Here is a 22,302-nt window from a genome sequence, read left to right on the forward strand (position 1 = left end):
TCACTCCCACTTGTCATGTTTCCATCTATTCCGTGCTCACGCAAGATGGTTGAACATCCGCTGGAACGGCTCTCTGACCTGCGGATTTCCCAGATACTCGGTGATGCCGTGATGGTTCTCGCTGTTATTCCTCACGAGGAGGTCCGTGACTCGCTCCGTCGGCGCGTACTCGGGCCGGAGCGTGTGGTCCAGGGCCACCAGATCCCGTAGGTCGGAGGCATTGCGCCAGGCCCGCACCCCGGCCGGGACCGCGGGCGGCTTCGCCAGCTGGTCCTGCACCTCGGTGATCGCCAACGGTGAGCCGACGGTGGTGAAGAGCTCGACCTCGCATCCCAGCTCTGCCAGGACCTCGTACGCGACGATGGACCCGAGGCTGTGTCCGACCACCGCGACGGGGGCGCCGTCCAGGCCCTGAAGCGCCTCCTTGACCACCTTGCGGATGGCCGGACCCGCGCCACCGAAGAAGTAGGCGTAAACGTCCTCGAAGCTGCGCCTGACGAGCCTCCGGAAGACCGCTGTGCGGGCGGCTCGCGGCAGCGGCAGCGCTTCGAGCGGGGAGTCGGTGACGGCTCCCGTGCCCTCGGCCTCGGCGAGCGTGTCGGCGAGATAGGTCATCTCGCTCAGCCAGCCGGTCAGCGCGTCGTTGCGTCCGCCGGCCGGCACCGACTCCGACGGGATCTCACCGTCCTCGGACCGCGCCCGTTCGAGGACCCGCTCGGTGAATTTCTCGGGCGTCTCGAATTCCTCGGGCGGTGTCGGCCCTTCGGTTTCGTCCGGACCCCCGTCGAGCGGATCGGACCGGAAATCGGGAAGCGGATCGGCGTATCGGATCGGAGCCCAGTACGCCATGCGCGACGCATCGGCCAGGTCCCGGCCGAAGAGGGCATTGTCCCACTGGGACTTGAGCAATTCCGAGCGAACCTTGTTGCCATTGCCGTGAACGTAAATGACGCGGGGTTGCATCGTGCCTCCCGACACCGCACGGACGCCGGTCAATGCCAGTATTGGCCGACTGCGGTACGACCGCCATTCGGTCGCCTGCCGCTCACGTCCCGAGGACGATGTCGCTGTGCGACTCCAGCTGCTTCCAGCGCGTTTCCGGGGCGCGTGTCACCGGCATCAGATCGACGTCGGGCAGCGGTCCGAAGTCCAGCAGGGTCAGTTCGGCAATGTCGGAGACCGGCACCTGGAACGTGCGGAAGGCGCCCAGCGGCGGCGGCGCGCCCGGTGTCGCCCCGGCGAGGGCGCGGTCGGCGTCCCGCGTGAGGTCGGGGCTCTGGTCGAGTACGTACGCGGTCGAAGCGAGCGTGCCGTCCTGCATGAACGCCGCGACCTTCCAGAAGCGCAGCGGCACCTGGATGCCCCGGTAGGGCGGGTCGGACTCGTGCAGCACCGGGCCGGTGAGCACGGTCAGCTTCCGGTCGAACTGTCCGGCGTGGTCGAGGAGGAAGTTCTCCAGGCCCTGCCACAGCTCCTTGCCCTGATTGAAGACATCGGCCTGCGGAGCCGCGTTGGTGAAGTGGAAGGTGTCGTCGTTGGCCGTGGCGGCTTCGCTGTCCGTACCCCACACCGGGTCGAGCCGGCGCACCAGATGTCCACGGTCGAGGGAGTTGTTCGCGTACACCGCCTTGCCGGTCTGCGCCGACTCGGGAAGCCGGGGGTCCAGCCGCCAGTTGTCGTCGCGGCCCAGGTCCTGCAGGCGCTCACCGTCGATGCAGACCGCGGTGGCCGCGGCGAGCCGCCGGTCGGGGCGCAGCACCACGGTGAAGTGGGTGTACGGAAGGACCACCGTCTCGACTTCGGGACGGGTGGGCATGGGCAGTGGTACGGACGGGCCGAGGAAGTGCTCGTCGTAGCCCTCGCGATTGGTCAGCGAAGCGCCCGACACCGCATCGTCGCTCACGCTTGAAGGCGAAATGTCAGATGAACTCATGATCGGTTAAGTACCCGTTGGTTCGGGTCGCCGATCGATGCCGGCCGCGACGCCACTCCGATGGCCGCGCAACGGTTCCACCACGGCCCGCCGGCACTTCCGCTGCCGGTCCCGTGCCTCTCCTGCCCGGCGGAGCAGGCCCGTTCAGGCGGTTGGGGTCCCGGTGAGGTTGAGAGGGCCCGTGTCCACGGAACCCATCCAGGCGGTGGCCGCCACCTCCGGCACCGTCACCCAGCACCGTCACCCCACACAAGGAGCCCCCATGCCCACAGGCCTCTCCCTCCACGTCGGACTCAACAGCGTCGACCCAGCGAAGTACGGCGGCTGGGACGGCCAGCTCGTCGCCTGTGAGAACGACGCCAACGACATGGCGCGGCTGGCCCGCGAAGCAGGATTCAACGACTCGACGCTGCTGACGGGCGACGGCACCGTCGAGAACATCACCGCCGAGCTGCGACGGGCGTCACGGCTCCTGTCCGACGGGGACATCGTGCTGTTCACCTATTCCGGCCACGGCGGCCGGATGCCGAACATCAACGGCTCGGACACCGAAGCGGACGAAATGGACGAGACCCTGGTCTTCTACGACCGGGAGTTCCTCGACGACGAGCTGTACAGGGAGTTCGGGCGCTTCGCCGACGGCGTGCGGATCCTGACCTTCCTCGACTGCTGTCACAGCGGCACCGCGATCGAGGAGCCTTCCGGCGAGAGCGATGTCGCCCCGCGGCTCATGCCCGAATTCAAGCAGCGTGAGATCTTCGAACGGGACAAGGAGTTCTTCCAGTCCCTCCAGCAGGAGCTCGGTAAGGAGAAGGGCCGCAAGGAGCCCGCGAGCGGTCTGCTGATCTCCGCCTGCCAGGACGACCAGGTCGCCGCCGACGGGCGGGTCAACGGCAAGTTCACCGAGACCCTCCTCAAGGTCTGGGCCGATGGGTCGTTCAACGGCGGGTACCGCGATTTCCACCGCGACATCCTGCGTCGTATGCCGAGGGACCAGAGCCCGAACCTGTATGTGGCGGGACAGCCGGCCGAGGGGTTCCTCGACCAGCGGCCCTTCACGGTATGACCGCAGCACGTCTTGCCCGGCCCTGAGGAGGCGGGTCCCCGCGGTGCGGCCGTCGCGGACCCGACTCCCGGACAGCGGATCGTCCGTCTTCCGCCCGGCCCGCGTCTCCGGCCATGGCGAGGCCGCCGGCGGGTCTCCCGGCGCCGCCGCCGGTGCGTTGCGGGCTCAGTCCGGTGGCCGCGGCTCGTGCGAGGCCGTGGCCCAGGCCGGTGCGGTGGACACGGCCGGTGAGCCCGCCGTCGTGGCTGCGCTGCCGCGCGCGTGATCGCCGGTATGGCTCCCGGGACGGCATCCGCGCCGGGTGGCGCGCCTCTGGGGGAACCGGCCGGAATGTGACTGCTCCCGGTCATTGACATCCGTCCGCCGCGATCGGACACTCATGCCACCCAGGAAGTGAAGATAACTTCACCAGGCGAACAAGCACTTGGTTCCCCGCCGTTCCAGGGACACTCGCACTCCAGGGACAGACCATGACTTCCTCCGCCACCTCCGGCATATCCGGTCCACGGCCGCCGCATCCCGACCGCGCCCACACCTTCCGCTCGGTGCTCCCCGTCATAGCCCTGTGCTGGCTGGCTGTCTTCTTCGACGGCATGGACGTCAACATCTAGGGCGCCGTCATGCCCCACATGCTCGACGACGGCGGGCTCGGTCTGACGCCCGCGAGCGCCGGCACGATCGGCAGCTGGACCACCTTCGGGATGCTCATCGGTGCCCTCACCGCCGGGAACATCACCGACTGGCTCGGCCGCCGGCCGATGCTGGTTGCCAGCGTCACGCTCTTCTCGCTCGGCTCCGCGGTGTGCGCCGCGGCCGGGAACCCCGCGCTGTTCGGGACCGGGCGATTCATAGCCGGGCTCGGCCTCGGCGGCCTCATGCCGCTCTGCCTGGCCATGGTCATGGAGTTCGCGCCACCGCGCCGGGCCGCGCTGACCACCGGACTGCTGATGACCTCGTACCACGTGGGCGGCATGGTGGCCACGGTCCTCGGCCTCACCGTCGCGCCGAGCGCGGGCTGGCGCTGGGTCTTCTGGGCGGGTGTGCTGCCGGCGGTCGTCGCCGTACCGCTGCTGCTGAAGCTGCTGCCAGAATCGCCTGGCGTGCTGCTGGCGCGCGGTGAGCGGGAGCAGGCGGACGCGGTCGCCGACCGGTACGGAGTGCCCCGGCCCACCGAGGTCGCGGCACCGGCGGCCGGAGCGAAGGGGCGCCTCGCGGCGGTGGGTGCGCTCTTCCGGCCCGAGTCGCGCTGGGCCACCCCGCTGCTGTGGCTGGCCTCCTTCTGCGGGCTGCTCCTCGTGTACGGCGTGAGCACCTGGCTGCCGCAGATGATGCGCGCCTCCGGGTACGGGCTGAACTCCTCCGTCAGTTTCCTTCTCGTCATCAACGCGGGCGGCATCGTCGGCATGCTCATCGCGGGCCGTACCGCCGACCGTTTCGGCGTGGTCCGGGTCTCCGCGATCTGGTTCGTCCTCACGGCGGCGGGAGCTCTGCTGCTCAGGTCCCATCTGCCGCTGGGCGTCACCTACTCCGACTCCTGAACGGGTCGACGGTGACCGCGAGGGGGCCCGCAAGGCCCCTGCCGCGGTCACCGGCTCGTCGGCGTGGCCCGCTACGAGGAAGGGCCGGCCGCCGGTACGCCGAGCGGCAAGCCCGTGTAGTTCTCGGCCAGTTCGGCGGCGGCGTGCGGCGAGGTGGCGATCCGGTCGAGCTGCGAGAGCTGCAGCCCGGTGTCGAAACCGTCCTGCGCCGGGTCGGTGTGCAGCATGGTCGTCATGAAGTACGAGAAGTGCTCGGCGCGCCACACCCGGCGCAGGCAGGTGTCGGAGTACGCGTCGAGCAACTCGGCCGAGCCCGTCCTGTCGAGGTGGGCGAAGGCCCTGGCCAGGACAGTCACATCAGCGGCGGCGAGGTTGAGACCCTTGGCGCCGGTCGGCGGCACGATGTGCGCCGCGTCCCCGGCCAGGAAGACCCGGCCGTGGCGCATCGGCTCGGTGACCGAACTGCGCATCGGCAGCACCGACTTGGCCGTGACGGCTCCGCGCTCCAGCCGCCATCCGGGTTCCGTGTCGGTGGCGAGCCGGGCGTCCAGCTCGTCCCAGATCCGCTCATCGGGCCAGTCGGCCGGGTCGGTGCCGTTGGGTACCTGGAGATAGAGGCGGCTGACCGTGGGGGAGCGCATGCTGGCCAGCGCGAACCCGCGCTCGGAGTGGGCGTAGATCAACTCGTCGTACACGGGCGGGGCTTCGGCGAGGATGCCCAGCCAGGAGTAGGGATAGGTGCGCTCGTGGGTCGTGCGCACGGACTCGGGGACCACGCCACGGACGATCCCGTGGAAACCGTCGCAGCCGACCACGTAGTCGCAGGTGAGGGTCTGTTCGCGGCCTTCGTGCGCATAGCGCACCACCGGACGCGGAGTGGCGGCGCCCTCGACGGTCAGTACCTCGGCGTCGAACAGGAGCGGTCCGCCGTCCGAGAGCTGCAGGGCGATGAGATCCTTCACCACTTCGGTCTGCGCATACACCCACACCCGGCGGCCGCCGGTCAGCGCGGGGAAGTCGACGCGGTGGGTGCGGCGGCGGAATCGCAGTTCGATGCCGTCGTGGACGAGCCCCTCGCGGTCCAGCCGGGCTCCGGCGCCGGCGGCCCGCAGCGCGTCCACCGTCGCCTGCTCCAGAATGCCGGCGCGCTGACGCTGTTCGACATAGGCCCGGTCGCGTCGCTCCAGTACCACGCTGTCGATGCCGGCGTTGTGCAGCAGGCGGGCGAGCAGCAGGCCGGCGGGGCCGCCGCCGACGATCGCGACGGTCGTGTGCATCAAGTACTCCTCAGCGCCGAGACGGAAACCGCGAGTGTTCGTCACGACGGAAACCGCGAGTGTTCGTCAGGTGAAGGTTCTTTCACTAATATGGGCCTGAGTCTGCGCTCAGCCGGTTTCCCCTGTCAACGCCCAGGCCGCCCCGCACTACGGTGACCCCAGAGATCTGCAACGGAGAGCCCGATGCCACCGTCCCTTCCCACGACGGCGCCCGCCCCCGAGGCGCCGCCCGAAGCCGTCGCGCCCCTGATGCGCGGCATCGCCGTGCTGCGCCGGCTCACCGACGCCGACGGCACGCTCAGCCGCAGCGAGCTCGAGCGCGCCACCGGGCTGGCCCGCTCGACCGTCGACCGGGTCACGGCAACCCTCGCCCGGATGGGATACCTCCGGCTCGACGGCCGGGACGCGACTCTGGCCCCCCGGCTGATGGAGCTCGGCAACGTGTACCTGGCCGGACTGCGCATGCCCGGTCTGATCGGAGCGCACGCCGACGCGCTCGCCGACGAACTCGACGAATCGGTGTCCCTCGCGGTCGCCGACGGCGACGGCATCCGCTTCATCCACCAGGCGACCCGGCGCCGCGCGATGTCTCTGAGCTTTCGCATCGGCGACCTGCTGCCCGCCGAACGCACCGCGCCCGGACCGCTGTTCGCCGCCGAGTGGACGGAGCAGGACTGGGCCCGGTGGCGCGAGCGGCGTACGGCCGACCTCGAGGACCACGGCTTTCCCGCCGTACCGCCCCGCGACCCGGCGGCATGCTCCGACGACTTCGAGGAGCGCACCGAACGCGCGCGCGAGGACGGCTGGGGCTTCGACGACCAAAGGATCGAACCCGGCCTGATCGCCCTGGCCGCACCGGTACGCGACCCGCAGGGACGGATGGTCTGCGGGGTGAGCCTCGTCAGCCACACCAGCCGACACACGCCGCGCACGCTCCACGACAAACTTCTGCCCCGGCTGCGTACGGCCGTGGCGACGATGGAGCAGGAGCTGCGGGAGGCCCCCACACCCGAGCCGGTGCCCGGACCCAGTGGCCTCGCCGCCTGGACCACCGCCTCCAAGCAGGAACTGGGCCGCGAGTTCATCGAGGCCCTCGCCCGTGGCCTGACCGTGCTGACCGCCTTCGGTGAGGGCCGCGACGAACTGACCCTCACCGCCGTCGCCGAGGCCACCGGCCTGGCCCGCGCCACGGCCCGCAGGGCCCTGATCACGCTGGAACACCTCGGATACGTCACCTCCCACGAGCGGACCTTCCGGCTCACGCCGCGCGTACTGGCCCTCGGCTTCCCCCCGCTCTCCCGTACGACGCTCGCGCAGATCGCCGCCCCCCACCTCGCCGCCCTCACCAAACAGGTGCACGACTCCGCGTCGCTGGCGCTGCTCGCCGACGGCGATGTGCAGTACGTGGCGCGGGTGGCCACCCGGCGCATCATGAGCGCGAACATCACCCTCGGCACTCGGCTGCCCGCTTACGTGACCTCCATGGGCCGTGTCCTGCTGGCGGACCTTCCCTCCGCGGAGCGCACGGCGCGGCTGGCGCTCACCGAACTCGTGCCCCTCACCCCGCGCACGGTCACCGGGCGCGGCGAACTCGCCGCGATCCTGGACCGCGTGGCGCAGGAGGGATACGCCCTGGTCGACGAGGAACTGGAAGAGGGCCTGCGCTCGATCGCCGTGCCCGTCCGCGACCGTGACGGCGCGGTCGTGGCGGCCGTCAACGTCGCCATGCACAGCAGCCGTCGCAGCACCGAGGACATCGTCACCGAGGTACTGCCGCGGCTGCGGGCCACGGCCGCCGCCGTCGAGACCGACCTGCACATCACCGGACGCTTCACCCGCGTACCGGCCCTCTGACACGGCCCCGGACTGCTGTCTCCGACCCGAGCGGCACGAGCGCGATCCCGTGTCGGTCAGGGTGGACTTCAACGACCGCATCAACGCCGTGACGCGGACGGTCTCGGGCGCCTTATGCCGGACGACCACACGTTTCATCGATAGGGAGTCGCACGTCGTGAGCGGAAAGCGGGACTGCCTTGCCGCCTGGCGCGGCTTCTTCGCTTCGTTTCCCGACTACCGCAACCCCTTTACGTCACTTTCCGCACAGGGGGATGTCGTCACCGTGATCGGCTATTCGGTCTGCTCGGAACCGGCCCTTGCCGGACCCGCGCTCTGGACCGCGAGGATCTGGGACCGCCAAGTCGTCACATGGCGTATCTATGCGAACACCGCGGAAAACCGCGGGCGGTTGGGCATTGCCGATTTTTCGTAGTTCGCCAACTCGCGCATGGATGGAACGCATTGGGCTGGTCGGCGGTCTAACTGACAAGGGGGCGGGTTGCCTTCGGCAGTTCCTGTTTGCGGAGTGTCCGGGGCCGAGCACGCTGCGCAGGCGATGTGATGCTCTTCACCTTAACTAGGCCTGAAGTGACGGAATGTAGCAAGACCCCTACATCATTTTCACGTACTGTTACGCGTGGCACAGCCACCAAGTGGGTATAGGAGGAGACTCATGCGACCGTTCGCGTTGAACTACGCGCTTCCCGCTGAGAATTCAGCGGTCGGCATTTCTTATACGTACGACTCCAATCTGCAACTGAACGTCCTGCCGGACGGCCGGCCCGCGATATTGGACCGGGCGCTTCTCCTGGCCACCGCCACGACGACATCCACAGCAGGCTCACAGACGCACTTCGACGACTGAACGGCTCGGCGCACCAATGACTGTGCTCATCCTGACGTGTCAGGAGGACGTGACGACGGACATGGTGGTGGCCAAGCTCTATGAGCGGGGCGTCCCACTGGTCCGATTCGATCCTGCTGATCTTCCCGGAGAGGCCGCCCTGTCGGCCGAGTACGTAAGTGGCGATTTCCAGGGCTACTTGTCGTACGACGGGCGGTTGCTGAGCATGAGTGCTCTGCGTTCGATATGGGTGCGAAGACCGGGCGAGCCGGCGGCGCACGCCGACGAGGCGTCGGAGTGGCTCACGGCCGAGTCCCGTCAGGCACTGTACGGGATGCTGTACTCCACCACCGCACGCTGGATGAACCACCCCTGTGTGGCCGCACAGGCGCGGTGCAAGCCGTGGCAGTTGCGCGTCGCCCATCGCAGCGGTTTCGCCGTACCGCCCACACTCGTCACCACTTTCCCGCGTGTGGCACGGCAGTTCGCGGAGCAGCACAAGGAGATCGTGGTGAAGTCGGCGACGGGTCCGCCGGCCACCGAACCTCCGATGGCCCTGCCCACCACGCGCATCGGGCCGGACACCGACTTCTCCGCCGTCGCGGCCGGACCGACCCTGCTGCAGAAGTTCATCGCCAAGCAGGCGGACATCCGGCTGACCTATGTCGGCGGGCGGATGTTCGCCGCCCGGAAGGAAGCCGAGTCCGACCAGGTGGACGGCCGCTACGGCACGGGACACCCCTGGAAGCCCAGCGAGGTTCCGGACCGCGTGGCACGGGCCGTCCGTGAATACGCGGGCATGGCCGGACTCGCCTACGGCGCTTTCGACTTCGCGGTGGACGACGAGGGCGTCTGGTGGTTCCTGGAGTGCAACCAGGGCGGTCAGTTCGGGTTCGTCGAACTCGAGACCGGCCAGCCCATCGCCGCGGCTGTCGCGTCCTGGCTGGGCGGCTCCCAACCGGCCTAGGGTCTTTCGTTGGGATCAGGGCACGCGAGCCCGGCAAGGTCCAAACGAAAGACCCTAAGGCTGTCGCCCGGGGCTATTTGACCGAGCCCGCCATCACTCCCTGCACGAAGTGCCGTTGGAAGGCGAAGAAGACCACCAGCGGCACCACCAGGGAGAGGAAGGCGCCTGGCGCCAGAACCCCGATGTTGCTGCCGAACTGCCGCATCTCGGACTGGAGCGCGACGGTCAGCGGCTGGGACTCGCTGTCGGCGAAGAGCAGCGCGACCAGCATGTCGTTCCACACCCAGAGGAACTGGAAGATGGCGAGGCTGGCCAGGGCGGGCCGGCCGAGAGGCAGGATCAGCCGGGAGAAGATCCGCCACTCGCCGCCGCCGTCCATCCTGGCTGCCTCCAGCATTTCGCGCGGGATCTCGGCGAAGTAGTTGCGCAGGAGGAAGATCGCGAATGGCAGTCCGTAGGCGACATGGAAGAGGATCACACCGGGGATCGTGCCGAACAGCCCGACCGCGCCGAACAGTTTGGCCACCGGCAGCAGCCCGATCTGCACGGGTACCACCAGGAGACCCACCACCACCAGGAAGATCGCGTTGCGGCCGGGGAACTCCAGCCAGGCGAAGGCGTAACCGGCCAGTGCGGCGATACCGACGACCAGCGCGGTGGCCGGCACCGAGATCAGCACGGTGTTCCAGAAGGACTGGGCGATGCCCGAGTCCTTGAAGAGCGCCGTGTAGTTCTCCAGCGACAGCTGTCCGGGATCGGTGAGCGCCGTCCACCAGCCCTTGGCCGCGTTGTCCTGCTCGGAGCGCATCGATGACAGGAACAGACCGGCGAGCGGGGTGATCCACACGAGAGCGACGAGGATCAGGAGAGCCTGCACCACTCCGTTGCCCAGCCAGGTGCCCAGCCGGCCGAGGGGCGGGCGCGGGCGGCGCGCCTGGACCGGAGCGGGCGCGGAGGTCTTGGCCGCCGGTCCGGAAGGACTGCGTTCCATCGTGCTGTGACCGCTCATGCTCCGCTCCTTCGGAAGCGCCGTACGTTGAAAATCATGGCGGGCACGACCAGGAGGAGGAGCAGCACGCTCAGGGCGCTGCCGAGACCCTGGTTGTTGCCGCCCCCGAACGACACCAGCCACATCCGGGTCGCGAGCACACTGGCCTCTTCCTGAACCGGTCCGGGCGCGATGATGTAGACAAGGTCGAAGACCTTCATCACATTGATCACCAGGGTCACGAAGACCACCGTCAGCACCGGGGCCAGCAGCGGGACCGTGATCTTCCGGAAGATCTGACCCTCCGTGGCGCCGTCCATCCGGGCAGCCTCCAGGGCGTCCCGGGGCAGGGCCGCGAGTCCCGCGCCGATCAGCACCATCGAGAAACCGGTCCAGATCCACAGATACGCGCCGATGATGGCCGGGGTGACCAGAGCCGGTCCGAGCCATGAAATGCCCTGGTAGGGGGCGGCGAAGTTGTCCGCGGGGAGCCGGACGGTGTACGAACCGTCCGTCAGGCCGCGGAAGCCGAACGAGCCGTCCGCCGCGGTGGTGGCCCTCGCGGCCACCTTTCCGTCCCGTACCGCTTCGAGGGTCATGCCCGGCAGTCCCTTCTCGGCCGGGTCCACCTTTCCCGGCCTGCCCCCGCCGCCGGGGGAGAAGTCGAGGTAGACCACGCCCCGCACCTCGTCGGCGGCGGGCGCGGCGGAGGACCCGGCGAGCGCGGGCAGCGCCTCGGAAGGCATCTTGTCCGGTGCCACGCCGACGAGGCCGAGGCTGACGGACGCGCCGGGACGGACCGCGTCGCCCGTTGCGTACCCCCTGCCCGGATTCCCTGTCAGCCCCTGGCCCTGGCGCGCCCTCGCCGTGGGATAGGCGGAGCCGTCGTCGAAGGCGTCATGGACCCCGACGGTCACGGCGTTGAGAACGCCCCGGTTCGGGTCCTCCTCGTACGCGAGCCGGAAGATGATGCCGGCGGCGAGGAAGGAGACGGCCATGGGAAGGAAGAGCACCAGCTTGAACGCGGTCGCCCAGCGCACCTTCTCGGTGAGGACCGCGAGCACGAGCCCGATACCGGTCAGCAGCGCCGGAGCCACGACGACCCAGATGGCGCTGTTGCGGATCGCCTTGAGCGTGGCGGGGTCGCTGAATATCTCGGAGTAGTTCTCGCCGCCGACGAAATGTTCGCCGCTCGCGTCGAAGAGACTGCGGCCCGCGGAGAACACCACGGGGTAGACGACCAGTGCGCCGAGCAGCAGCAGGGCGGGCAGGACGAACACCACCGCGATGTTCCGCTTCCTGCGCTGGGCCCGCCGCCGCGGATTCGCGGCGGCGGCGGATGTGGAGACAGCCATGGTGCGCGGCCTCAGCTCTTGTACGCCTTGGCGGCCGCGGCTTCGAGCTTGGCCGCGGTGGCCTTCGGGTCGGACGGGTCCCGCAGGAAGTCCTGCAGGAGCTTCCACTCGCCCGCGCCCTTGGTTCCGCCGAAGGCGGCCGGGGCCTGGTCCGACATGTCGAAGCGGACCGTGTCACCCGCGTCGACCAGCGACTTGGCCGTGGCACGGGTCGTGTCGTCGGCGTACGCGGCGGGGGCCACGTCCTTGTTGGGGGAGAGGAAGCCGCCCGCACCGGCCCAGACGGAAGCCGCCTTCGGGGTGGCCAGGAACTCCAGGAGCCGCTGCGCCCCCTTCTGGTTCTTGCCCTCCTTGAGGACCACGGCCGCGTCGCCGCCGCTGACCACGGGCGCCTTGCCGCTGTCGACGGCGGGGAACGGGAAGAACTTGGCGTCCTCGCCGAGCTTCTTGCCGAAGTCGTCCTTCGCCATGCCACCGACGAAGTCGCCCTCGTAGACCATGCCGGCCTTGGGCCCGGGGCCGAAGACCTGCTCGACCGAGCCGGGGAAGTCGGTGCGCAGCGCGGCCGAGGAGCCTCCGGCCACGAGCTGCTTGTCCTTGAACACCTCGCCCAGGGTGGTGAGCGCCTTGACCACGCTGGCGTCGGTCCAGGGGAGGGTGTGCGCGGCCAGCTGGTCGTACTTCTCGGGGCCCGCCTGCGAGAGGTAGATGTTCTCGAACCAGTCGGTGAGCGTCCAGCCGTCCTCACCTGCGACCGAGAAGGCCGGGAGACCGGAGTCGGCGAGGGTGCGGCCCGCCTTGAGCAGGTCGGCGAAGCTCTTCGGCTCCGCCACACCGGCCTGCTGGAACGCGTTCGGGCTGTACCAGACGGTCGACTTGTGGGCAGCCTTGAAGTAGAGGCCGTAGAACGTCTTGTCGACGGTGCCGTAGTTCTTCCACACCTCGGCCAGGTTGGCGCCGGCCGTCGTCGCGGTCTTCTGCGACAGCGGTGCGAGCCAGCCCTCCTTGGCGAACTGCTGGAGCACGCCGACCTGGGGCACCATCGCCACGTCCGGGGCGTTGCCGCCCTCGATCTTGCTGCCGACAAAGGTGGAGACGTTGTCACCGGTGGGCACGAAGACGGTCGTCGCGCCGGTCTCCTCGGTGAAGGCGTCCAGCACCTTGCGGAAGTTCTTCTGCTCACTGCCGGTCCAGACTCCGGCCACGGTCACCGTCTGGCCGCTGAGTTCCTTGCCGCCGCTCGCGGGGCTCGTGGAGCCTCCGCAGGCCGTCGCGCCGAGTGCGAGGGCGAGCACCGTGGAGGCAGCCGCCGCCGTCCGCAGGTTCGTTGTGGGTCGTCGCATGATGAGAGTCCTTCCGAAAGGGTGGGGAAAACCGGTGGTTCAGGAGGTGGGGCAGTCGCCCGTCCACCACGCGGCGGTCGCTCCGGGGAGCACTCCGTCCGGGCAGGGGCCGCTGGAAAGCAGGGGAGTGCCCACGGCCGGGGCGGGCACGGGTTCGGTGCCGAAGTTGACCGCGCAGATCAGCCCGTCACCGCGGGCCATCGCCAGAACCTGAGGGGGAGCCTCCAGCCAGCGCAGGCTCCCCTCGCCCAACTGGGGCAGGCTGCGCCGCAGTTGGAGTCCCTCGCGGTACAGGTGCCAGAAGGAGCGGGTGTCGGCCAGCGCCCGGTCGGTGGCGTGTTCGGCGAACCACTCGGGCTGCGGCAGCCAGGGCCGGGCGCCTTCCGCGCCCTGGCTGAAGCCGAACGGTGACGCGTGGCCCGACCAGGGCAGGGGCACCCGGCAGCCGTCGCGGATGCGTGCGCGGCTTCCGGTGCGGTGGAAGATCGGGTCGGTGAGCACCTCGTCCGGCAGGTCGAGGACTTCGGGGAGGCCGAGCTCCTCGCCCTGGTAGACGTACGCGGCTCCCGGCAGGGCCAGCATCAGCAGGGCCGCGGCGCGGGCGCGCGCGGCGCCCACTCCACTGGCTTCCACGCCCGGCTCGCCCGCGTAACGGGTGACCGTGCGCACCTGGTCGTGGTTGTTGAGCACCCAGGTCACGGTCGAGCCGGTCCCCGCGATGTCGCGTATCGCCTCGGTGATGGTCTCCCGGAAGGCTTCGGCGTCCCAGGGGGCGCTGAGCAGGTCGAAGAAGAACGCCTGGTGCAGTTCGTCGGACCGTACGTACTCGGCGTGCTCCCGCGCGCTCGGCACGGAGACCTCTCCGACGAGCAGCCGCTCACCGCCGTCCCGCTCGGTGTACTCCTCGCATACCGCGCGCCAGCGGCGCCACACCTGGTGGACCTCGGGCTGGTTCCAGGCCAGCTGGTTCACGGAGTCACGGGCGCGCTCGTCGGCCCCCGGGTCGTCGGAGTCGGGCAGCCGCGGGTGTTTGAACAGTCCGGCGGCGACATCGATACGGAAGCCGTCCACGCCACGGTCCAGCCAGAAGTGGAGCACCTGCTCGAACGAGTCGCCGACGTCCGGGTCGCGCCAGTTCAGATCGGGCTGCTCCGGGGTGAACAGGTGCAGGTACCACTGGCCGGGTGTGCCGTCGGGCTCGGTGATCCGGCTCCAGGCGGGGCCCCCGAACATCGCCCGCCAGTTGTTGGGCGGCTCGGCTCCGCCGGGGCCGCGGCCGTCGGCGAAGTGGAACCGGGCTCGGGCATCGCCTCCGGGACCGGCGGCGAGCGCCTCACGGAACCACGGGTGCTCGCTGGAGCAGTGATTGGGGACGATGTCGAGCAGCAGCTTCAGCCCGAGCCTGCGGGCGTCCGCCATCAGCAGGTCGAACTCGGCCAGGTCGCCGTAGACCGGGTCGACGTCGCAGTAGTCGGAGACGTCGTAACCGTGGTCGTGCTGCGGCGAGGGATAGAAGGGGCTGAGCCAGATCCCGTCGACACCGAGCTTCTTGAGGTACGGAAGCCCGGCCCGGACGCCGGCGAGGTCTCCGATGCCGTCCCCGGTGCTGTCGAGGAAGCTGCGGACGTACACCTGGTAGATCACGGCGTCGCGCCACCATGCGGTGGATGTGCCGGAGGAGTGGCCGGTGGCGGCCGGAAGAGCTGTCAGCATCTCGCGTTGACCTGTTCCTGCTGGATGCGAGGGCGTCCCAGAGCGGGGCGCTGTTATGCATGCATGTTAGGTAGGAGTGACGGCAAGGTGTCAACGATGGTGCAAGAAGCGGCCCGTATTTGCCCCGATATTTGGGGGTATGCAAGATCGGGTCGCTACTTAACATGTAAGTAGCGACCCGAGGGAATGCGCAGGCAGAGTCAGCCCTTGCGGGAAATCGGTCCCAGCTCGCGCGACAGCCGGGCGACGGCCTCCTGCGGCGTCTGGCGCAGCGCCATGACGTCCTGGACGACGGCCTGCACGGCCAGGCTCACCTGGTCGTACCGGGGGCTCTTGGGGCGTGGCTCGGCGGCCAGCACGCTCTGCCGCAGGGTCTCCAGATACGGATAGGCGCGGATCAGCGCCGGATCCTCGTACAGCGCGGCGCGCACCGGTGGCAGCGAGCCCTCGGTCAGTACCTGCCGCTGGACCCGCTCGCTGGTGAGATAGGCGATCAGGTCGGCCGCCGACTCGGGGTGCCGTGAATGGCTGCTGACGGCGAGGTTGGAGCCGCCCAGCACACTTGTCCCCGGGCCGGTCGGCCCCGGCAGCGGTACGGCGCCGAACCTCCCGGCGACCTTCGACCCCGGCGCGTTGGCCACCGAGTACACATAGGGCCAGTTCCGCAGGAAGAGCAGTCTGCCGTCCTGGAACGCCCGCCGGGACTCCTCCTCCTTGTAGCCGCGGGCCTCGGGGGAGATCCAGCCCTCCCGGACACCGCCCGCCAGGAACTCAAGGCCCGCCCGGGCCGCGGCCGAGTCCACCGCGACCCGGGCGCCGTCGTCGAGCAGGATCGAGCCGCCCGCCGAATGCACCGCCTCGGTCGCGTTCACCGTCAGTCCCTCGTACGGGAGGAACTGGCCGGCGTACCCGTCCATGCCGTACTCGGGGGCGATGGTCCGTGCCTGCCGGGCCAGCTCTGCCCAGGTGCGCGGCGGCTGCTGCCCCTCGCGGTCCAGGATGTCCTTGCGGTAGTAGAGCAACCCCGCGTTGGTGACATACGGGACGGCGTACAGACGGTCGTCGAAGGTGGCCGTGTCCACCACCGGCGCCAGGAAGCTCTTGAGCGGGAACCGGTCCCGGTTGAGGGGAGAGATGAATCCCGCCGCGGCGAACTCGGACGTCCAGGCCACATCGATGTTCAGCACGTCGAACCGGTCGCTGCCCGAACGCAGCTCGCTGATCATCTGGGCCCGGGTCTCGTCCGCGGAGTCGGGCAGCTCGACGAGCGTGACCCGTTCCCCGGCGTGGCCGCGGTTCCAGTCATCGAGGAGCGGACCGAGATAGTCGGTGAGATCGCCGGCCGTCACCAGCGTCATGGGGCCGCGGCCCCTGGGGGCCGCCGCCCCGGTCCGGTCGGTGAAGCCGGCGTATCCCGCGAGGACCACGGCGACAACGAGGAGCCCCCTACCCGCGGTATGCATCCACCGCATAGGTTCCTCCCAGTGCACCGATCCGGCCGCGCCGCCGTTCAATGTGGCCTATGTATACCTGTTAGGCATGGGCGATACTAGACGTCCAGGCGGAGAAGGCGGGTGGTACGAACCACAGCCCGCGTCCGAGCCAACAAGAAACTACGGAGCGGGAGGGAGGGGAGCGCGTGCGGCTGCCGCTCCTGGCACTCCTCACCCGTGGCCCGGCGCACGGTTACGAGCTCAAGCAGGACCTTGAGAAGCTCCTGGGCGCCGCGTACCCTCAGCCGAACGTCGGCCAGATCTATGTCACCCTCGGGCGGCTGGAAAAGGCCGGTCTCATCGCCGGTGAGGACGTCGAGCAGTCCGGTCGGCCCAACAAGCGTACGTACCGGCTCACCGAGGCCGGGCACGAGGCCGTTCTCGCCTGGTTCGACGAGACCGCGGACGAGCCGCGGGTGCGGGACGAGTTCTTCATGAAGATCGCACTCGCGCCGGAGTCAGGCCTCGCCGATCCGATCGCGCTGATCAACAAGCAGCGTCGGCAGTATCTGAACACCATGCGCGACCTGTCGAAGCTGGCTGCCGCCGAGGACCGGAACAACAGGATCTCCCAGCTCCTGATCGAGGGCGCGATGCTGCATCTACAGGCCGACCTCGACTGGCTGGAACGCTGTCAGGAGGAGCTGGAATGAGCGACGACACCGCTCCCGCCGGACCGGGCGAGCCCGGTCCGGCGGGCAGCGTGCCGATCGTGCGCGCCGAGGGGCTCACCAAGACCCACCACGGCGAAGGGGCACCCGTCCACGCCGTGCGCGGAGTGGACCTGACCGTGCAGCCCGGGGAATTCGTCGCCGTCACAGGCCCCTCAGGCGCCGGCAAGTCCACCCTGCTCCACCTCATCGGCGGCCTCCAGCGGCCCGACAGCGGCTCCCTCTGGCTCGACGGCCGACGGGTGGACGGCTACCGCGAGGCCCGCTGGGCGGTCCTGCGCCGTCGCAGCATCGGCATCGTCTTCCAGTTCTTCAACCTGGTCTCCGACCTGACCGTCGCCGACAACGTCGAACTGCCCGCACTGCTCGCGGGCGCGTCCCCCAAGGCGGCCCGCGACAGCCGTGCGGAACTCCTCGCCGAACTCGGGCTCGAAGGCAGGGAGCGGTCCCTGCCCGGCGAGCTCTCCGGCGGTGAGCAGCAGCGCGTCGCCCTGGCCAGAGCACTGGTCAACCATCCCGCGCTGCTCCTCGCCGACGAACCGGCCGGAAGCCTGGACAGCAAGGGCACCCGGGAAGTGCTCAGGCTGCTCTCCCGCTTCCACCAGCGCGGCCAGACGATTGTGCTGGTCACCCATGACGCGCGGATGGCCAGCGCCGCCGACCGGGTCATCAGCTTCTTCGACGGGCGCATAGCCGACGACGCGGCACTCGACGCGGGGCGCCGCACCACCGGCCGCGGCGTCTCCGGCGTACTCGAACTGAAGGACTGAGCGTGCGGGCCACCCTGCGCTGGGCGCACGCCGACCTGAGAGCACACCGCGGACAGTCGCTCTTCGTCGTTCTCGCAAGCGCCGGCATCATCGCCTCGCTGCTGCTGGCCGTCGCCCTGTTCAGCTATGCGGCCAACCCCTGGCAGCGGATCTTCACCCAGTCCCAGGGCGCGCACGTCTGGCTCGACACGAGCGGCACCGCGGACACGGAAGCACTCGTGGACCTGCACGGCGTCTCCGGCGTCTCGGGGCCCTTCCGGACCGGCCGGACCACCCTCGAATCCCGTGGGGTCAGGGCGGCCGTGAGCCTCAGGGCGGCGGACACCCGGCCGCCCGAGACGGCCCGGCCGCTGATCACCGCCGGGAGCTGGCTCGACTCGTCGGCCAAGGGAGTCGTACTGGAGAGCTCGCTCGCGCGGGTCCTGTGGGCCGAGCCGGGCGACACACTCACGGTCGCGGGACCCGACGGCACCGCCGACACGCTGAAGGTGACCGGTGTGGCGGAGTCCGCGGAACCCCGCTACCGCCCCGGCGGCGACTCCGGCATCGGCTGGGTGCTGCCCCGCACCCTGGAAAGCGTCGCACCACGCGCCACCGGACAGAGCGTGGGGCTGCGTCTGGAGGACCCCGCCGACATCGACTTCACCGTCCAGCAGGCCGTCACCCTGCTCGGTGCCGACCGGGTCGCCCGGGTGACCAAGTGGCAGCAGGCGCGCGCCGAGGCCGGCAGCGACGACCGGCTGCTCGGACAGCTTTTCGCCGTCTTCGGACTGGGAGCACTGCTGGCCGCGGCACTGGCCGCGTCCGGGGCCATCAGCGCCCGGATCCGCGGGCAGCTCAGGGACATCTCGATCCTCAAGGCGATCGGATTCACCCCGGGGCAGGTGGTACGCGGCTTCCTCGCCCAGCACCTCGCCTTCGCGCTCCTCGGGGTCACCCTGGGCACGGCGGCGATCGCCCTGCTGGGCGCCCGGATACCGGGCCGGATCGGGGAGGCGGCCGGGGTCTGGCAGGATCTGCCCGCCCACACAGCCCTGATGATCGGCGTCCCGAGCGGGGCGGTCCTGCTGATCGCGACCGCCACCTCGCTCGCCGCGTGGCGGGCCGGCCGCGTCCCGCCGGTGCCCGTCGCCAGGGCCGCCCTTCCGCAGGCCGCCCCGATGACCGGTCTGGGCCGCCGGGCCCTGGGCATGCGGGTGCCGCCCGCGCTGGTCCTCGGATGGCGGGCCGCGTTCCCCCGACGGCCGCGCACGCTGGTCACCGTCGCCCGTCTCGCGCTGCCCCTTCTCATGATCACGGTGGCGCTCGTCGCCTGGTCCACCCTCGACATGTTCCGCAGCCGTCCCGCGGAGATGGGCGTGCCTGCGGCGCTGACCGTACGGGCCGAACAGCCGGGCAGCCCCACCGGCCGGGCGCTGGACCGGGCGCTCACCTCGCCCCCCGACGTCGCCGCCGTCCACCCCGGCGTGGAGGTCGCCGCGCTGGTGCCCGGGCAGACCGGCACCATCACCCTGCGCGGGCTCGGGACGGCACGGAAGCCCTATCCGTTCACCGTCGTCGAGGGCCGTCCCGCGGACGGCCCGGACGAGGCGGTCGCGGGTCAGGGGCTGCTCGATCTGCTGGACGTGCGGGTCGGGGACTGGGTCCGGATGACGGTGGAGGGACGGCCGCAGATCCTGCACATCGTCGGACGCAGCATCGAACCGGAAGCGGGCGGCCGGGTCATCTCGACGACCGTCGACACCCTTGCGGAACGCGACCCCACGCTGCGGCCGGACTTCTACCATCTGGTTCTGCGGCCGGGCGCCGATCCCCGGGCGGTGAGCGGCGCGCTCGCCCGCGCGGCGGGGGGAGCGCTGGAGATCCGTGAGACGCCCAACCCCGCGGACCGGCTGGAACCGGCGCGCGCGGTGATCGCGGCCCTGATCGGGGTCCTGGCGCTGATCGGCCTCACCGAACTGCTCACCCTCATCGGTACCGGGGTCCGTGACCGTGGCCGCGATCTGCTCGCGCTCAAGGCGATCGGACTGACGCCTCGCCAGATCAGCGCGGCGATCGTGGCGGCGGCCGGATTCTCGGCGCTGGTGGCGGCCGTCCTCGGCACCGGTCTCGGCGTGCTGTCCGGCAGATGGCTGGTGGACACGCAGGGCCGCTCCAGCGGGATGGGCGCAGGAATCGCCCACGTCCCGCCCGCGCTCCTGCTCGCCTCGGTCGGGGCCGCCGCCGTGCTCGGTGCCGTCGCGGCAGCGGCTCTCCCCGCCACCCGGACCGCGCGCCGACGACTGGCGGACTCGCTCACCGAGACGCTCTGACCGACGCGCCGTGTCACCCGGCTACTGCCCCGTGCTCTCGGCCTTGTCGAGCTCCTCGTCCAGTGCCATGGCGGCCGTGATGAGCGAGAGATGGGTGAACGCCTGGGGGAAGTTGCCCAGTTGATCCCCCGTCGGGCCGATCTCCTCCGCGAACAGACCGACATGGTTGGCGTAGGTGAGCATCTTCTCGAAGGCGTAGCGTGCGTCGTCCACCCGCCCCGCACGGGCCAGCGCGTGCACATAGTGGAAGGTGCACAGGGTGAAGGTGCCCTCGGCGCCGCGCAGTCCGTCGGGTGAGGCCGACGGGTCGTAGCGGTAGACGAGGCTGTCGGAGACCAGCTCGCGTTCCATGGCGTCGAGCGTGGAGAGCCAGCGGGGCTCCCTGGGCGAGATGAAGCCGACGAGCGGCATGAGCAGCAGTGAGGCGTCCAGGACGTCGCTGTCGTAGTGCTGGACGAAGGCCTGGCGCTCCTCGTTCCAGCCGCGCTCCATCACCTGGAGGAAGATCGCGTCACGGGTGGCGGTCCAGCCGTCCAGGTCGGCGGGGCGGGCATACTCCCGGGCCAGCCGGATCCCGCGGTCGAAGGCCACCCACGACATCAGACGGCTGTACGTGAAGTCCTTGCGTCCGCCGCGGGTCTCCCAGATGCCCTCGTCCGGCTGGTCCCAGGCGCCCGTCAGCCACTCCAGGACGCGCACCACGGCCAGCCAGCCCTGGTACCCGGCCGTCTCCACAACGCCCCCGGGCTGCGCGACGGCGAACGCAACCTCGCCGTAGATGTCCAACTGGAGCTGGCCCGCGGCCCCGTTGCCGATGCGTACGGGGAAGGATCCCAGGTAGCCCTCCAAGTGGCCGAGGACCTCCTCGGACAGCTCCGGGTCGCCGTCGACCCGGTACATGATCTGAAGCGGCTGACCGGAACCGGCCGCGCCCGCGGCCACCCGCCCGCCGAGCCAACGGCGGAAGGCGTTGGCCTCCTCGGTGAAGCCCAGGCCGATCAGTGCCCGCACCGACAGGGAGGCGTCCCGGATCCAGGTGTAGCGGTAGTCCCAGTTGCGCTCGCCGCCGATCTGTTCGGGCAGTCCCGCGGTGGCGGCGGCGATGGGGGCGCCGCTGGGCGCGTAGGTGAGCAGCTTGAGGGTGATCGCCGAACGGTTGACCGTCTGCCGCCAGCGGCCTCGGTACCGCGAGGTGCGCAGCCATCGGTGCCAGAACCGCACGGTGGCCTGCCAGGTGTCCATGGCCCCTTTGATGTCGAAGGGCGCGGGTGCGTCTGTGCCGCCGGCGCAGGTGGTCAGCGCGACGGCGGCGGCCTCGCCCGCCCGCAGGGTGACCGTGCCCCGTACGTCCTGGCCGTCGCCGCTCAGTGGTGCCGTGCTCTGGAGGTGTACGTCCATGCCGGGCCCATGGAAGACCGCGGCCTCGCCCGCCGCGGACGGCGTGAGTGTGTGCGGGGCCCGGCCGTAGTCGAAGCGGGGGGCGCACTCCACGGTGAAGCGCACGCTGCCGCGCACGACACGCATCACCCGGAGGATGCGGTGCCGGTCGCTCGGGGTCTCGGGCGCGTCCACCGGCATGAAGTCCACGACCTCGCCCACTCCGTCGGCGGTGAGGAAGCGGGTGACGAGGACCGCGGTGTCGGGAAGGTAGAGCTGGGTGACCCTGCTGTCCGGGTGGTCGGCCGCGATGCGGAAACTGCCGCCGCGGTGATGGTCGAGCAGGGCCGCGAAGATACTGGGCGAGTCGAACCGGGGCACGCAGAACCAGTCGATCGCTCCGTCCGAGGAGACCAGGGCGGCGGTCTGGAGGTCTCCGATCATTCCGTGGTCGGCGATCGGCGGGTACGCGCGCATTGTGGGTTCTCCCTCGTCAGGAGCCGGTGGCCCGGCGGCGGGGATCTCGGCCAGGTCGTGTGACACCTCCAACGAGTCACCGCAGAACGGGACATGGCCCCACAAATCATTTTCGTCGGCTGCCGGCGGTCGATGGGCCGTGTCTCCGATGGCGGGACGGTCCGGTCGCTCCCGTCGGTGCGATCACCGAACTGCCCCGCCCCTGCTGCTGGTTGTCGGCGACGCGCCCGGATGAGGGCCGTCCGGCGCCGGTGACGAGAAGTGTGACGTAGATCATTTGCGAGGTTCCCGGGAATCCTCGGGTGCGTCACCGCGTATGTGGGATCGTCGGACTGGTTGTTA

The 22,302-nt window shown here is 70.1% G+C and carries 20 protein-coding genes; 11 read left to right on the forward strand and 9 right to left on the reverse strand.

What is annotated here, in order from left to right:
* Window positions 1-36: 36 nt before the first annotated feature.
* Together OG293_RS34115 and OG293_RS34120 are read right to left on the reverse strand one after the other, a co-directional pair.
* Window positions 37-963 (reverse strand): hypothetical protein, encoded by a 927-nt coding sequence (locus OG293_RS34115; protein ID WP_406002596.1) that lies wholly within the window; start codon window positions 961-963, stop codon window positions 37-39.
* 82 nt (window positions 964-1,045) lie between these two features.
* On the reverse strand, window positions 1,046-1,903 hold the full coding sequence (locus tag OG293_RS34120; RefSeq protein ID WP_406002597.1) for a DNA/RNA non-specific endonuclease: 858 nt from the start codon (window positions 1,901-1,903) through the stop codon (window positions 1,046-1,048).
* Between the two features lie 292 nt (window positions 1,904-2,195).
* On the opposite strand from OG293_RS34120, the gene OG293_RS34125 reads away from it, so the two are divergent.
* The 4 genes from OG293_RS34125 to OG293_RS34140 all read left to right on the forward strand — a co-directional run bounded on the left by OG293_RS34125 (window position 2,196) and on the right by OG293_RS34140 (window position 4,537).
* Complete coding sequence (locus OG293_RS34125) at window positions 2,196-2,999, forward strand: caspase domain-containing protein (RefSeq protein WP_406003802.1); 804 nt, start codon at window positions 2,196-2,198, stop codon at window positions 2,997-2,999.
* 43 nt (window positions 3,000-3,042) lie between these two features.
* Window positions 3,043-3,264, forward strand: coding sequence for a hypothetical protein (locus OG293_RS34130; protein WP_406002598.1), 222 nt, complete (start codon window positions 3,043-3,045; stop codon window positions 3,262-3,264).
* A gap of 205 nt (window positions 3,265-3,469) precedes the next feature.
* The gene (locus tag OG293_RS34135; protein ID WP_406002599.1) at window positions 3,470-3,610 is read left to right on the forward strand and encodes a hypothetical protein; all 141 of its coding nucleotides are present in this window, start codon (window positions 3,470-3,472) and stop codon (window positions 3,608-3,610) included.
* Between the two features lie 9 nt (window positions 3,611-3,619).
* Complete coding sequence (locus tag OG293_RS34140) at window positions 3,620-4,537, forward strand: MFS transporter (protein ID WP_406002600.1); 918 nt, start codon at window positions 3,620-3,622, stop codon at window positions 4,535-4,537.
* Between the two features lie 71 nt (window positions 4,538-4,608).
* On the opposite strand, the gene OG293_RS34145 is transcribed toward OG293_RS34140, so the two are convergent.
* Window positions 4,609-5,814: a 4-hydroxybenzoate 3-monooxygenase gene (locus tag OG293_RS34145; RefSeq protein WP_406002601.1), complete on the reverse strand. Its 1,206-nt coding sequence runs from the start codon at window positions 5,812-5,814 to the stop codon at window positions 4,609-4,611.
* Between the two features lie 183 nt (window positions 5,815-5,997).
* On the opposite strand from OG293_RS34145, the gene OG293_RS34150 reads away from it, so the two are divergent.
* From OG293_RS34150 to tgmB, 4 genes are all read left to right on the forward strand, one after another.
* The gene (locus tag OG293_RS34150; RefSeq protein WP_406002602.1) at window positions 5,998-7,668 is read left to right on the forward strand and encodes an IclR family transcriptional regulator C-terminal domain-containing protein; all 1,671 of its coding nucleotides are present in this window, start codon (window positions 5,998-6,000) and stop codon (window positions 7,666-7,668) included.
* A gap of 61 nt (window positions 7,669-7,729) precedes the next feature.
* On the forward strand, window positions 7,730-8,083 hold the full coding sequence (locus tag OG293_RS34155) for a hypothetical protein (protein WP_406002603.1): 354 nt from the start codon (window positions 7,730-7,732) through the stop codon (window positions 8,081-8,083).
* 240 nt (window positions 8,084-8,323) lie between these two features.
* The gene (gene tgmA / locus OG293_RS34160; protein WP_406002604.1) at window positions 8,324-8,515 is read left to right on the forward strand and encodes a putative ATP-grasp-modified RiPP; all 192 of its coding nucleotides are present in this window, start codon (window positions 8,324-8,326) and stop codon (window positions 8,513-8,515) included.
* 16 nt (window positions 8,516-8,531) lie between these two features.
* Window positions 8,532-9,461, forward strand: a complete 930-nt coding sequence (gene tgmB, locus OG293_RS34165) for an ATP-grasp ribosomal peptide maturase (RefSeq protein WP_406002605.1) — start codon at window positions 8,532-8,534, stop codon at window positions 9,459-9,461.
* A 73-nt stretch (window positions 9,462-9,534) separates the two neighbouring features.
* Here tgmB and OG293_RS34170 read toward each other — a convergent pair whose 3' ends face one another.
* The 5 genes from OG293_RS34170 to OG293_RS34190 form a co-directional block, all read right to left on the reverse strand.
* Window positions 9,535-10,470: a carbohydrate ABC transporter permease gene (locus tag OG293_RS34170; protein ID WP_406002606.1), complete on the reverse strand. Its 936-nt coding sequence runs from the start codon at window positions 10,468-10,470 to the stop codon at window positions 9,535-9,537.
* On the reverse strand, window positions 10,467-11,804 hold the full coding sequence (locus OG293_RS34175) for an ABC transporter permease subunit (protein WP_406002607.1): 1,338 nt from the start codon (window positions 11,802-11,804) through the stop codon (window positions 10,467-10,469). Before OG293_RS34175 ends, OG293_RS34170 begins: the two co-directional genes overlap by 4 nt.
* 11 nt (window positions 11,805-11,815) lie before the next feature.
* The gene (locus tag OG293_RS34180; protein ID WP_406002608.1) at window positions 11,816-13,147 is read right to left on the reverse strand and encodes an ABC transporter substrate-binding protein; all 1,332 of its coding nucleotides are present in this window, start codon (window positions 13,145-13,147) and stop codon (window positions 11,816-11,818) included.
* Between the two features lie 39 nt (window positions 13,148-13,186).
* Window positions 13,187-14,860, reverse strand: a complete 1,674-nt coding sequence (locus OG293_RS34185; RefSeq protein WP_406002609.1) for a glycoside hydrolase family 13 protein — start codon at window positions 14,858-14,860, stop codon at window positions 13,187-13,189.
* Between the two features lie 200 nt (window positions 14,861-15,060).
* Window positions 15,061-16,332: an ABC transporter substrate-binding protein gene (locus OG293_RS34190; RefSeq protein ID WP_406002610.1), complete on the reverse strand. Its 1,272-nt coding sequence runs from the start codon at window positions 16,330-16,332 to the stop codon at window positions 15,061-15,063.
* A gap of 167 nt (window positions 16,333-16,499) precedes the next feature.
* Between OG293_RS34190 and OG293_RS34195 the strand changes: the two genes are divergently transcribed.
* Genes OG293_RS34195 through OG293_RS34205 form a run of 3 tightly spaced genes read left to right on the forward strand, consistent with a single transcriptional unit; the run spans window position 16,500 to window position 20,106 of the window.
* On the forward strand, window positions 16,500-17,006 hold the full coding sequence (locus tag OG293_RS34195; protein ID WP_406002611.1) for a PadR family transcriptional regulator: 507 nt from the start codon (window positions 16,500-16,502) through the stop codon (window positions 17,004-17,006).
* Window positions 17,003-17,794 carry an ABC transporter ATP-binding protein gene (locus OG293_RS34200; protein WP_406002612.1) on the forward strand — a complete coding sequence of 264 codons (792 nt, stop codon included), beginning with the start codon at window positions 17,003-17,005 and terminating at the stop codon, window positions 17,792-17,794. Before OG293_RS34195 ends, OG293_RS34200 begins: the two co-directional genes overlap by 4 nt.
* Before the next feature lie 2 nt (window positions 17,795-17,796).
* On the forward strand, window positions 17,797-20,106 hold the full coding sequence (locus tag OG293_RS34205; RefSeq protein ID WP_406002613.1) for an FtsX-like permease family protein: 2,310 nt from the start codon (window positions 17,797-17,799) through the stop codon (window positions 20,104-20,106).
* Between the two features lie 21 nt (window positions 20,107-20,127).
* Here the strand turns inward: OG293_RS34205 and OG293_RS34210 are convergent, their stop codons facing one another.
* Entirely contained in the window at window positions 20,128-21,960 is a 1,833-nt protein-coding gene (locus tag OG293_RS34210) for a glycoside hydrolase family 15 protein (RefSeq protein WP_406002614.1), read from the reverse strand.
* Window positions 21,961-22,302 lie beyond the last annotated feature (342 nt).

The organism is Streptomyces sp. NBC_00829 (genome assembly GCF_045161795.1).
Lineage (GTDB): Bacteria > Actinomycetota > Actinomycetes > Streptomycetales > Streptomycetaceae > Streptomyces.